Genomic DNA, 12,269 nt, shown 5'->3' on the forward strand with positions numbered 1-12,269 from the left:
TTACCACGAATCATCTCGATAAACGCCGAGGATACTGCCACTCTGAACAATGCAGACTAGCTTTTCGACAGATTAATCATAGAATGGTGAAAAATTGAAAGTAAAATCTTTCTATATTTCGTAATAAAATTACAACAATGTTAAGGAATTGTTTTGCGCACTGCATACTACATTTCTGATGGTACAGCCATCACTGCAGAAGTCTTCGGCCACGCCTTACTGTCTCTGTTCCCGATACAATTCAATCACACCACAATTCCGTTCGTTGAAACCGAGGAACAGGCATACAAGGTACTTGAAAAAATTTCTGAAAGTTTTCAAGATACCGGAGAAAGGCCGCTCGTTTTTTATACAATTGTGAATGTCGATGTGCGCAAAATCATCGCCAAATCAGTGGGTATTAATTATAATTTTCTCGATCAATTCGTCGCACCACTGGAAAAAGTGCTCGGTGTTCCCTCAAAACCGGAAAAACATCGCACCCACAGCATTCACGAAAAAACTTACGACATTCGAATCGAAGCGGTGAATTACGCGCTAGCGAACGACGATGGCTCTAACATCAAAAACTATGAAGAAGCCGACATTATTCTAGTCGGCGTTTCTCGCTCAGGAAAAACCCCGACCAGTTTGTATCTGGCCCTTCAGTATGGCATTAAAGCTGCCAACTACCCCTTTACCGAAGAAGACATGGGCGACATGCTGAAGATGCCCACAGCGCTAAGAGGCTTCAAAAACAAATTGTTCGGCCTGACTATTCAACCTGAACGATTAAGCCAAATACGCTCTGAGCGCCGGGCTAACAGTCGTTATGCGTCGATAAAGCAATGTCGAATGGAATTGCGCGAGGTTGAAAACCTCTATCGCAGAGAAAAAATTCCGTTTTTGAACTCTACCCATTTCTCTATTGAAGAAATCTCGGCGAAGATTCTGGCTGAAACAGGGTTGCAACGACGCAAGTACTAAAACGAAACGGGCGCAAAATGCGCCCGTTTGCTACTTTTCCAATGCCTGCTTCAGTGGCGAGAGATATTCACTGAACCCTTCCCACTGAGTCATACCGCTGCGATAGATAGGTTGACGAACCTGCTCTGAACTCGGCGTTTTAATTACCCGCTTTGTTTTATGAAAATCCACACAAGCCTGCTCGAACGGCAAGCCACAGAAATTCAGAATGCGCTTAACCTCGCCTTCTAAGTCGTTAATCACATTTTCATTCTGCACAGTGAGGATCTGATCGGGTAACACCGACTGCCAATGGGCCATTAGCTTTTCGTACGCACGGTAATAACGGCCAATATCCTCAAGTGCGTAACTGAACTCCTGTCCATCAGCAAATAACTGCTTAAAGCCACTGAAGCAACACGCCATGGGATCGCGACGGGCATCAATAATTTTGGCATTGGGCAAAATGCGTTTGATAAGTCCGATGTGGACGAAGTTATTCGGCATTTTATCAATGAAAAATGGGGCGCCCTGACGATACGCCTGGGTTTGTTGAATGTATTGTTCACCCAGTTTTGCACACTGCTCGTCGCTGAGGTCGGTCAGATTATGCGGATACGCCTTCTGCTGCTGACTCAGCCCAGACGCAATACCGAGAATATCATGCAGCTCCATCGTGCCATCAACCATAGAATGGGAGGCCAGGATCTGTTCCAGCAATGTTGAACCTGCCCGTGGCAAACCCACAATAAAAATAGGATCGGGTGCCTGACAGCCCGCATTTTCTGCTCTATCAGCAAACAGTTCGGTGGTACAGGCTTGCGCTTGCTCAGCCAGCGCGCGCTCGGTTCGGGAAATATCGAAGTTCAGCGTTTTGTTTTTCAGGCTATTACCTTGCTGATAAAAGTGAAATGCCTGCTGAAACTGCTTTGCATCTTCATAGGCTTTACCCAGCGCAAAACAAATATGAATTTTGTCGTCAAGGCTGGTTGAATCTTCGTTCACCAAAGCCTGCATCTGCAACACCATACTTTCAGTAAAGCGATAGGTTTTTGTATTCGCGAGACTCCAATAAGCGTCACCATAGTCAGCCGCAATGTATACCGCTTTTTCATACGCATTTATCGCATCGTCTGTTTGCCCCTGAGCTTTAAGAGCATGGCCATATTGTACCCACAAACCATGCCGCTGCGCGTTCTGACTAAGTAAATCTTGATACAACGCCAGTGCTTCATCCAGTTCCCCTACGCCCACTAATGCAAAAGCCAGTGTGATTTTGGCTTGTACATTATCGGGGTTATCAGCAACACGCTTTCTTGCCAGTTTGGCTGCAACAGGAAACTTGCCTAGCTTGTTCAATAAACTCTGATAGGCGACCAATGCAGGTTCGTTCTTGGGATACAACGCGACACAGCTTTCCAGCAAAAACTCTGCATCGTGATAAACCTTCAACTGCAACCCAATTTCCGCCAGCAGCATCATGGCATCAGGATGATGTTTATTCGCCTGTAAATAGCTGCGACACACTTGCTCGGCTTTATGTAACTGACCTTCGTGCAACAGATCCATAGCGCCAATTAATGGTTTGGGAAGCGCAGAAAGGTGCTGAATATGTTGTGAAGCGACATTAAGCGCCTGCTGGTTGCCGGTTTTGGTGTAAAACTGCACCAGTTCCCGCCAGGCAGGCAACAACGCAGGGTTAAAGCGTGTGGCGCGGTAAAACGCCGTTGCCATGTTTCGTTCATCCCCCAAAGCCTTCCAGCAGTAGCCCTGCTCCTGGAACCCGCGCCCGTAATCGGGAAAACGCTGAAGTAACTTATCTAAAGTCTGAAGCGCATCGCGAGGTTGCTGCGTCATTCTCAATGCCACAGCGATAAGGTACAAACTTTCCTTTTCACTATTGCTATCGCTACGGTCTGACAATATTTGATTACAGATCGAAATCGCCTGCTCAAATTGTGACTGCATGAGTGCTTTTTTCGCCTCATTAAGGCGAGATTGATTGGGGTCTGACATACTTATCCAGAAAAGTGACTTGCACTTTTGAAAAACAACAAAAAAACGGCAAACACGAAGTTTGCCGTTTAATCTTAACGCAATTCACGTTTACCGTGTGATTTCCCGTCGATTAATAGTAATCGTAGGAAAGACGGATACCAATAGTACGAGGACGATTGGTCACCACTTTTGGTGTGAATTGCTGGGTATCGATGTTTAAAATAGCATGCTCATCAAACACGTTGTCGATGTACAGCTCTGCTTTCCATTCATCGTTAGTAACACCCACAGCTAGGTTGGCCAGTACGTAAGCTTCCTGAACATAACGGCCGCCACGGAAGGTTTCACCGTTGCTGTCGCTGTATGTCACACCTTCGTATACATCGCCTTCGTCTTCAATTTTAAGGCCAGAACCCGTCCCGTAAATCAGTTGGGTGGCATCTTCCATCACGTAGGCATCCATTACCATGCCTGCCAGGCGATCACCGGTGTAGCTCACAGAACCATTTACGTAACCGCGCATGTCGCCTTCCATTTCAAAGAAGTAGCGCGCATTGATGTTACCGGAGAACTTTGCCGAATAAGGCAACTCAGAACCCACACCGGCAGAAATGCCTTCCAGCTCTGAATTCACGCTGGTAAGTTCAGTGTCCAGTAAGCTGAATGCACTGCTGATGATTAAATCGTCGGCGGCAAGCCAAGTAATGTCGGCATCAAGACCACGGATCTCAGCATCACCCACGTTGTCGGTGAATACCAGGAACGAGATATTGGTTGGGTCAAAACGTGACGTTTGCAGATCAGAAATTTCAGAGTAATACGCTGTGGCATTTACCCGCACCTGACCATCAAAGAAATCACCCTTCATACCAATTTCATAGTTATCCAGGGTATCGGTTGTGGAATAAACCGGAATGCGGAAGTTTTCAAACTTGCCAGACTGATTGGTTGCCAAACCACCACCAACACGGTTAGTCACCGGCGGGCGGAAACCTTCAGAATAGTTGGCAAACAACAGTATGTCGCGGTTTACCTTCCAGTCTAATGAGAACTTCCAGATAGTGTCGTCTACAGTAAGTACGCCATCAGAATCCAACAAGTCTACTTGCAACTGACCACTTTGAACCGCTTCATTAACCAGAGTCGGATTAAGACCTACCGCAGCCAGTTCAGACTCATCCATGGTACCGAAAGCACGGATTCGACGTGATACGTCTACTGTACTGGTAGAGCCTTTGTATTCATCGTCAATTTGATACCAACGGGCACCAACACTCGCTGTGAGTGAATCAGTGATGTCGTACTCAAACTGACCAAATACCGCTACCTGCTCGATAGTATGGGTAATGTCGTTGATGAAACTGATGTCCGCCGGGAATGGTCCGCCGTCACTGTTAATGCCTTCATTGCCAACCAGAGTTCGCGCCATGTCAGGGAACAGTTCGGTACTTGCAATGTTGAACTGTCCAACCGTTGCCACTTCCTGGTTATCGTAGAACAGACCCGCAGTTACGCGCCATGGTGTATCCATGGTGGTATTGAAACGTAACTCGTGAGTAGAACGGGTTGACGTTGTGTCTTCGCGGAAGAATTTAGTTGGGTCAAGACAGCGATCTTCGCTGGTATCATCCGATGCATTATAACTACACACGTAATACGCCGAGAAAAGGCCACCATTGGTGTAACCGGTATAGTCTGCCAGGGTATCGATCTCACGATCTAAATAACCACCGGTGTAAACCATATCCAGTTTTTCCATCCGCCCTTCCAACGTCCAAGTTGTTAAACCGAATTCATCGTTATTCTCTTCTGGTTGGAAACGGTTGGTCGAACTTTCGCCTTCCAGGTTAGGATCGTAGGCGAATACCCCTTCAGTTTCCAGCGTTTGCTGGGTATGTTGAACCAGCAGATCCCAGTCTTCGTTAATGTGGTAAGACAAACCGAAACGGGCACCGGCATAAACGGCATCGTTAAAATCGTCTTCTACCAGAGAGTCGTTGCGCGGTGAAACCACGTCAGCATCTTCTGGTGACGAGATAGCCGGATTAGTGATGCGGTTTGCGTCCATAGCAACCGGGTCAGACAAGACACCCGTTGGGTTATTATCATTAATAGTCAACCGGTTAATTACCTGAGCACTACCGATATAACCACCGTTGCCTGGATCGTTTAGAATATTATCAATCCAACCACCCTGACGGTCGTTGTATGCAGCAACACGTACAGCAAGGTCGTCGGTAAGCGGCACGTTAAAGTAGGCTTCAACCGCATTACTCATTTCACCGCCTTTGGTGAAACCAATGTTGCTGTCGAAACCAACAGCAAAACCTGAGTGATCGGGCTTCGCAGTGATCATTCGTACCGTACCGGCCTGTGAGCTGGCACCAAACAGCGTACCTTGAGGACCAGGCAGCACTTCTACGCGCTGAATATCGGTTGCGTAAACATCAAGGTTACGACCGGCCATGGAAACCGGTTGTTCATCTAAATAAAACGCCACGGAAGGCTGTAAAGCCTGTACCGAAGATAACATGATGTTCGACTGTGTGGTGGCAGCACCACGAATGTAAATCTCATTCATTCCAGGGCCGGTTCCCTGGAAAACCACGTTGGGTAAGAATTCAACGTAATCCTGGAAACTGTCTATTCCCAGGTTCTCAAGTGTTTCACCATTCAGAGCACTAACGGCAACGGGTACGTCCTGTATTGATTCGGTGCGCTTCGTCGCTGTAACTTCTATCGTTTCCAGCTTGGCACCTGTGTTGGCTTCCTGCGCGAGTGTGGGGGTTGTTGCCAGAGCTGCCAATACGGCATAGCTTAATCTGGTTTTCTGCATGTGTTCCTCAACTTTTCTCGGAGTGATTATATTTATAATTTACCTACTCTACCGACCATTTATTTACGTTCGGCGAACCGTTATACTTCATTACTAATTATTTAGCTCACTAAAAGGCATGAGTTTTTTTGGTATATATTGGCTATTTTTAGTAATTACCTTTATATGATTGCTTTGTTCGTGCACAAAATCAAGTTGAGCACTAATTATTACAACTATACTCAAATATTATTATGACTAATCGGTTCCGCAAGAAGAAACGTAACCAACGACATTACAAAGGTAGTAGAAAATTAAAGGAAACGTAGTGACAGAAAACACAGCATCGTCTGGCATGCTTAATAAGAAAGTATTTGTTCCCTCTTCAGCGGCCATTTTGTTGCTGCTGATTTATGCGGCATCTAACCCAGAGCAAGCCAATACCTTCTTCCAATCATTACAAACCACGGTGTCACAAAATGGTGGCTGGTTTTACATTCTTACCGTCGCCATCATCTTATTAACGGTGGTGATCTTAGGTTTTTCCCGTTACGGAGATATCCGCCTGGGTCCTGATCATGCCACCCCGCAATTCAGCAAGTTCACCTGGTTGTCCATGTTGTTTGCTGCTGGAATGGGCATCGGACTAATGTTCTTTGGTGTTGCCGAACCCATCATGCACTTCCTTGCTCCGCCGACCGCCGATCCCGGCAGCGTTGAGGCAGTTAAAGAGGCAATGAAAACGACCTTCTTCCACTGGGGTATTCATCCCTGGGCAATTTACGCGGCCGTGGCACTGGTTTTAGGTTATTTTGCCTACCGTCATCAATTGCCACTGACGTTGCGCTCTGCACTTTACCCGCTTATTGGCGATCGAATTTATGGCTGGCCCGGTCATCTGGTGGACATTTTTGCGGTAACGTCCACCATTTTTGGTGTATCGACTTCACTGGGTTTTGGTGCAGCACAGATCAATGCTGGTCTTTCTTATGTGTTTGGCATTCCCACCTCCACCAATGTGCAAATCGCGCTCATGGCCGGTGTGGTTGCCATCGCCATTGTGTCGGTGACCACGGGGCTGGATAAAGGCATTCGTCGTTTATCAGAAGCCAACATGTTGTTGGCTGTGGCATTGCTGTTATTCGTGTTGGTGTTGGGGCCTACTGTATTTCTGCTGCAAGCTTACATTCAGAATGTGGGTGCCTACACGTCGGACATTGTGCGCAATACACTGAATCTGTTTGCTTATGCCAAAACAGACTGGATTGGTGGTTGGACTATCTTCTACTGGGGTTGGTGGTTGGCCTGGGCACCGTTTGTAGGTTTGTTCATCGCCCGTATTTCTTACGGCCGAACCATTCGGGAATTCGTAACCGGCGTACTGCTCATCCCCACCGCGTTCACCTTGTTGTGGATGACCGTTTTCGGCAATACTGCAATCGATATGGTGCTAACGCAAGGTAATGAAGCACTGGCGAACATGGTTGATGAAGACACGGCCGTGGCCTTATTTGTGTTCCTTGAAAACTTCCCTTTCCAATCTGTACTCACCCTGCTTGCGGTTTTGATGGTGGTAATTTTCTTTGTTACTTCCTGTGACTCCGGCGCCATGGTAGTCGACATGCTATGTTCTAACGGCAGAAACGACACCCCACTGTGGCAGCGAATTTACTGGGCAGTGACGGTAGGTGTGGTCGCCGCCATCTTACTTTATGCCGGTGGTCTCAGTGCGCTGCAAACAATGACCATTGTTGCTGCATTGCCGTTTTCGATTATTTTACTGGTGGCCTTGTTTGGGCTGATGAAAGCATTACGAGTGGAATCGTATAAGCGGGAAAGTTTAGCCGCGACTGGCGTAAGTAACTTGTCTGGTGATAACGACAAAAACTGGCGTTCGCGGCTGGAAAACATTGTGTCGTTTCCTAATCGTAAAGCGGTTAAGCGCTTTATGGACAAAACGGTTATGTCGGCCTTTAATGATGTAAAAAATGAATTTGAAAAGCTGAATTTTGAAGTCGAAATCGCTCAGGAAGATAAATCGCTAATGTTGACGTTGAAACTGAATGAGCAACCGGATTTCGTTTATTCCGTACATTCTACGCCAACGGTGCAACCCGACCTGAACGGCAAACTGGACACAGATAGTGACGACACGTATTATCGCGCCGAAGTTCACCTGTCGGAAGGTGGTCAGGATTACGACATCATGGGTTGGTCTACAACTGCAGTAATCAATGACGTAATTGATCAGTATCAGAAGCACCAGCATTTTTTACATCGTCTGGTCTGATATTTTAGATATCTGTTAGGAAAGAAATGAGAAAAGAAGAAGAACTGTTGGTGGCACTGCGTAAAGTTATCCGTGCCGTTGATTTACGCAGTAAACAGCTTAGCAAGGATGTAGGCCTGACGGGTCCGCAGTTACTGGTGATGCAAAACATCCAGGAGCATCCGGGTGTGATGGTGCGTGAAATCGCTGAAAGCATTAACCTCAGCCCGGCGACCATTACCAACATTCTGGATCGTATTGAAGCCAGAGAGTTGGTAACGCGCATTCGCAGTACCACCGATAAACGAAAAGTCGGTGTGTATCTTACCGAGAAAGGGGAAGCATCCCTGGAGAACGCGCCACGTCCGCTGCAGGAACACTTCGTTGAGCGATTCAACAATATGAAAGACTGGGAACAAAGCCAGATGGTTGCCACTATGCAGCGTATTGCGTCAATGATGGACGCTGAAAATATCGATGCATCGCCCTTTCTTGAAGTGGGCTCGTTGCGAGACCGCTAATCTTCTTTTTTCGATTTCAACGGATTCGGGCGGCCACCGGTAACTTTATCGGCCCGCCCTTCTTCTACCGCCTTCTCAGCCCGGCGTTTGCGAATTTCTTTCGGATCGGCAATTAACGGTCGATAAATTTCAATTCTGTCGCCATCCCGTAAGCCATCTTTTAATTTTGCTACCCGACTCCAAATCCCAACTTTCGTAGTTTTTAGGTCGAGCTCGGGGTGCAAGGCGCACAGACCAGAGGCATTTATAGCCGCTTCAATATCACTGCCCTCCGGCACCGACACCTCTACTAACGACTGTTTGTGCGGTAAGGCGTAAGCCACCTCCACTTTAATCGACCCGGTCATGAATACACACTCCGAGCCCGTTCAGTAAAGGCATTGACCATACTGGTTGCCAATCCGCTGAAAATTTTTCCAAAAGCCATTTCGGTGAGCCTGTTACTGAATTCGAAATCCAAACTTAACTCTATTTTACACGCCTCTTCTGACAACGGAGAAAACGTCCAACCGCCGGACAGCTTTTTAAAGGGGCCGTCCACCAGCTGCATATCAATTCTACGCGCAGGTTCTAAGGCATTCATTGTGGTAAACCACTGCTTAACACCGGCTTTAGAAACCAGTAACGAGGCTTTCATTTGCGATTCGTCACTCTGCAAGATTTTACTGTCTGCGCAACCGGGTAAAAATTCAGGATAAGAGGCAACGTCATTGACCAAATCAAACATGGCCTGGGCACTATGTGCCACTAACGCGCTGCGTTGAATACTTGGCATAAAAACTCTTCACTTTTTCTCATGAACGGAGAAGTTTATCACGACTGTTTATGCTCACCTACCCTTTAAGCTTTTGTTACTGCCCCCATATTGATCTGCCTCTGCAGGTTCAGAGTAACTCACTGTAGTTAAGGTTAAACGGGCAACGCTGTCCGAACCGGAAAGAAAAGACATTTAAGTTGCAATCGGTATAATAGCGGGCATGAAAAAGAATAAATCAAATCAGAACTCCACTGGCACCATCGCGCTGAATAAAAAAGCACGTCACGACTACCACCTACAGGACAAATTCGAAGCAGGTGTATCGTTACAGGGATGGGAACTAAAGAGCATTCGTGAAGGTAAAGTGAACATTACCGACGCGTACATCATTATGCAGAACGGTGAAGCCTGGCTGGTAGGTTGCCGGATTACCCCCCTTAACCAAGCCTCCACCCACGTTATTTGCGAGCCCGAGCGGGCCAGAAAACTCCTGCTGAACAAACGAGAACTCGATCGTTTAATTGGTGGCCGTGAAAGACAGGGCTATTCCATTGTGGCTACTGCAATGTACTGGAAAAAATGTTGGGTAAAACTGGAAATTTACCTCGCCAAAGGTAAACAAGATCACGATAAGCGTGATTCAATCAAAGATCGCGACTGGGAACGCCAGAAACAACGTGTGATGAAACATAGCGTGTAGCCTTTTCGGGCTGCTCGCTGTGCGTTTTTTGCTTTTCTGTACTGGTTTGTTCAGCACAATGAGCCCGGTACAATTTCATCATTTTTCGTTTATGGATAACGTCTAAGAACAAACTCCACGGTGCCGTAGGGTTGTGCATGGTAGTAAAATCATTCCCAAGGCGGCGAAGTTGACGTCTTACTTTTGCCATTTTCACCAATGACGCCAGGGTTTTATCCTGCCAATCGCAATGCGGTTTAACGCCTGCGTAATCCGGTTTTTGTTGCCATTTCTTTACTAAATCGGGTGTAAATGCCAATGCACTGGCAATACCAACAAAATCGTATCCGGCTTCAAGCACTTGTTCTGCGGTTTTAAGCTGCGTAATACCACCGGTTGTCATCACTGGCACTTCAGACTGCTGCGCAATGCGGGCGGCAAATGCCATAAAGTACGCCTCAGGCTTCAAGGCCGATGACATATCTCCCGTTCCCTGCATTGCAGGCGACTCATAGTTACCGCCAGACAACTCAATGAAATCAACATTTAACTTACTCAATTTGCGAACCACTTCCACCGCGTCATCATCGGAAAACCCGCCACGCTGAAAGTCTGCGCTGTTGAGTTTCACCGATACTATGAAGTCGTTACCGCACAATGCCCTCACCTGACACACGACATTAATGAGGAAACGGGCACGATTTTGCAGCGATCCTCCCCACTCGTCTTCACGCTGATTGGATAACGGCGAAAGAAACTGACTGAGCAAATACCCGTGAGCGGCATGAATTTGTACGCCATCAAAGCCGGCGTCTTTTGCGCGCTTGGCGGCCATGGCAAACTGATGGGTTACCCGGTGGATTTGTTCACAAGACATGGCAACAGGCCGGGCAAATTTTTTGCTGTAGCGGCCAAGTTTTAAGGCTATAGCAGACGGGGCTAAGGCAGTGCGTCCAAATTGGGAAGGCATTTGGCGTCCGGGATGATTAAGTTGCATGAGCGCCTTTGCGCCGCCTGACTTCATCACCTTTGCCCATTTTTCGAAAGCGGTAAGCGACGTATCCGGCTCCATTACCACACCGCCTGGGCCTGTCATCGCAGTCCTGTCTATCATTACATTGCCGGTGATTATCATACCCGGACCGCCGTGCGCCCAATATCGATAAAGAGAATATAAGGCAGAATCCGGTTGGAGATCCCGTCCAGCCATGTTTTCTTCCATGGCCGCTTTAACGATTCGGTTTTTAACAGTCTGCCCACATGGGAGTGTGAAGGGTAACGCCGGACTGAAGTGTGATTGCTGCATGATTCCATATCTGTCGCTTGAGCCACGACACTTTAAAGCAAATTGCATTTAGATTCATGTAAATCGACGTGAATAGTGGCACCGTTATCGTCCGCAATCCTGTACAACTGGTCGATCACGTTCAAATAATAAACTTTATTAGGTCATTTTTGGAAACAATCTTTATCGATTACTGGACTATTTATCATACTTGTTCACCCGTAAATTACATCGCCAACTTTCCATTAACGAAATTTGGTATAAAAATGAAAAATCTCATCAAGCCAACGCTCTTATCAATCACCCTTTGCGGTCTCTTTACAAGTTCAAATTTATAAGCAATAGAACTGTATTCATCCGGTTCTGGCGACGACATCACCAAAGTATCTATCGGCGGCTATGCCAAGGTAGATGTTCGTCATGTAAACGGTGATATCGCCTATCAGGCTTATTGGGTTGGTAATTTCCCCGGCGGCGAACCAACGGATACATCTACTACTGGCTTTAACGTAAAAGAATCGCGATTGAGCATGACGGTGCAACACGGTAAAGTGACCGGTTATATGGAAATAGATTTCTATGGCGGTGACGGCAATGAGATTGTTAGTAACTCATCTAACATTCGACTGCGCCATTTTTACATCAAATATAAAAATTGGATAGCTGGTCAGAATTGGGCAACCTTCATGCCGTTGAAAGCGCTGCCAGAAGCATTAGACTTTGGCGGGCCACACGTAGGCGAAGTATTCTCTCGCGCGGTTCAGGTTCGCTATACCACGGGCAATTGGCAATTTGCTATTGAAAACCCTGAAACCTGGGGCGACGGTGATATTGGCGCACCGTCAAGCGCATTGGGCTTAACCGGCGATCAAGCCGATCCCGATCAAGATACCCCCGGATTTCGTTGCTCGTTACAACCTGAATAAAGATTGGGGAAGCCTGTCATTTGGCGCACTGGTTCGTATTATCGATCAGGGTGGCATCGACGAAACCGGTACGG

The 12,269-nt window shown here is 47.0% G+C and carries 10 protein-coding genes; 5 read left to right on the top strand and 5 right to left on the bottom strand.

Features of this window, described 5'->3' with window-relative positions:
* The first annotated feature begins 153 nt into the window (after positions 1-153).
* A complete protein-coding gene (gene ppsR, locus ACXAGX_RS13210; RefSeq protein WP_474819779.1) occupies positions 154-966 on the top strand; it encodes a posphoenolpyruvate synthetase regulatory kinase/phosphorylase PpsR in 813 nt (270 codons plus the stop codon).
* Positions 967-996: 30 nt separating this feature from the next.
* Here the strand turns inward: ppsR and ACXAGX_RS13215 are convergent, their stop codons facing one another.
* Both ACXAGX_RS13215 and ACXAGX_RS13220 read right to left on the bottom strand, forming a co-directional pair.
* Positions 997-2,961: a tetratricopeptide repeat-containing sulfotransferase family protein gene (locus ACXAGX_RS13215; protein ID WP_474838868.1), complete on the bottom strand. Its 1,965-nt coding sequence runs from the start codon at positions 2,959-2,961 to the stop codon at positions 997-999.
* 112 nt (positions 2,962-3,073) lie between these two features.
* Positions 3,074-5,779, bottom strand: coding sequence for a TonB-dependent receptor (locus ACXAGX_RS13220; RefSeq protein WP_474838870.1), 2,706 nt, complete (start codon positions 5,777-5,779; stop codon positions 3,074-3,076).
* 307 nt (positions 5,780-6,086) lie between these two features.
* Between ACXAGX_RS13220 and ACXAGX_RS13225 the strand changes: the two genes are divergently transcribed.
* Positions 6,087-8,048, top strand: a complete 1,962-nt coding sequence (locus ACXAGX_RS13225; protein ID WP_474838872.1) for a BCCT family transporter — start codon at positions 6,087-6,089, stop codon at positions 8,046-8,048.
* A 26-nt stretch (positions 8,049-8,074) separates the two neighbouring features.
* Positions 8,075-8,548 carry a MarR family winged helix-turn-helix transcriptional regulator gene (locus ACXAGX_RS13230; RefSeq protein ID WP_474819765.1) on the top strand — a complete coding sequence of 158 codons (474 nt, stop codon included), beginning with the start codon at positions 8,075-8,077 and terminating at the stop codon, positions 8,546-8,548.
* Here ACXAGX_RS13230 and ACXAGX_RS13235 read toward each other — a convergent pair.
* The gene (locus tag ACXAGX_RS13235) at positions 8,545-8,895 is read right to left on the bottom strand and encodes an RnfH family protein (RefSeq protein ID WP_474838874.1); all 351 of its coding nucleotides are present in this window, start codon (positions 8,893-8,895) and stop codon (positions 8,545-8,547) included. The genes ACXAGX_RS13230 and ACXAGX_RS13235 overlap by 4 nt on opposite strands.
* Positions 8,892-9,323: a type II toxin-antitoxin system RatA family toxin gene (locus ACXAGX_RS13240; protein ID WP_474819759.1), complete on the bottom strand. Its 432-nt coding sequence runs from the start codon at positions 9,321-9,323 to the stop codon at positions 8,892-8,894. The genes ACXAGX_RS13235 and ACXAGX_RS13240 overlap by 4 nt, the downstream gene beginning before the upstream one ends.
* Before the next feature lie 202 nt (positions 9,324-9,525).
* Here ACXAGX_RS13240 and smpB point away from each other — a divergent pair, with 202 nt between their 5' ends.
* Positions 9,526-10,005, top strand: a complete 480-nt coding sequence (gene smpB, locus ACXAGX_RS13245) for an SsrA-binding protein SmpB (RefSeq protein WP_070126187.1) — start codon at positions 9,526-9,528, stop codon at positions 10,003-10,005.
* Here smpB and ACXAGX_RS13250 read toward each other — a convergent pair.
* Positions 9,950-11,290, bottom strand: coding sequence for an NADH:flavin oxidoreductase/NADH oxidase family protein (locus ACXAGX_RS13250; RefSeq protein WP_474838876.1), 1,341 nt, complete (start codon positions 11,288-11,290; stop codon positions 9,950-9,952). The two genes, smpB and ACXAGX_RS13250, sit on opposite strands and share 56 nt — an antisense overlap.
* 368 nt (positions 11,291-11,658) lie before the next feature.
* Here ACXAGX_RS13250 and ACXAGX_RS13255 point away from each other — a divergent pair, with 368 nt between their 5' ends.
* The gene (locus ACXAGX_RS13255; RefSeq protein ID WP_474839127.1) at positions 11,659-12,195 is read left to right on the top strand and encodes a DcaP family trimeric outer membrane transporter; all 537 of its coding nucleotides are present in this window, start codon (positions 11,659-11,661) and stop codon (positions 12,193-12,195) included.
* The last annotated feature ends 74 nt before the right edge of the window (positions 12,196-12,269 follow it).

It is taken from the genome of Alteromonas sp. ABV4_515, assembly GCF_056160345.1.

Bases quoted from the DNA above. Each gene is read 5' to 3' on its own strand.
- ACXAGX_RS13235 (WP_474838874.1), bottom strand. From the start codon at position 8,895: ATGACCGGGTCGATTAAAGTGGAGGTGGCTTACGCCTTACCGCACAAA.
- ACXAGX_RS13230 (WP_474819765.1), top strand. From the start codon at position 8,075: ATGAGAAAAGAAGAAGAACTGTTGGTGGCACTGCGTAAAGTTATCCGT.
- ACXAGX_RS13240 (WP_474819759.1), bottom strand. From the start codon at position 9,323: ATGCCAAGTATTCAACGCAGCGCGTTAGTGGCACATAGTGCCCAGGCC.
- ACXAGX_RS13250 (WP_474838876.1), bottom strand. From the start codon at position 11,290: ATGCAGCAATCACACTTCAGTCCGGCGTTACCCTTCACACTCCCATGT.
- ACXAGX_RS13220 (WP_474838870.1), bottom strand. From the start codon at position 5,779: ATGCAGAAAACCAGATTAAGCTATGCCGTATTGGCAGCTCTGGCAACA.
- ACXAGX_RS13215 (WP_474838868.1), bottom strand. From the start codon at position 2,961: ATGTCAGACCCCAATCAATCTCGCCTTAATGAGGCGAAAAAAGCACTC.
- smpB (WP_070126187.1), top strand. From the start codon at position 9,526: ATGAAAAAGAATAAATCAAATCAGAACTCCACTGGCACCATCGCGCTG.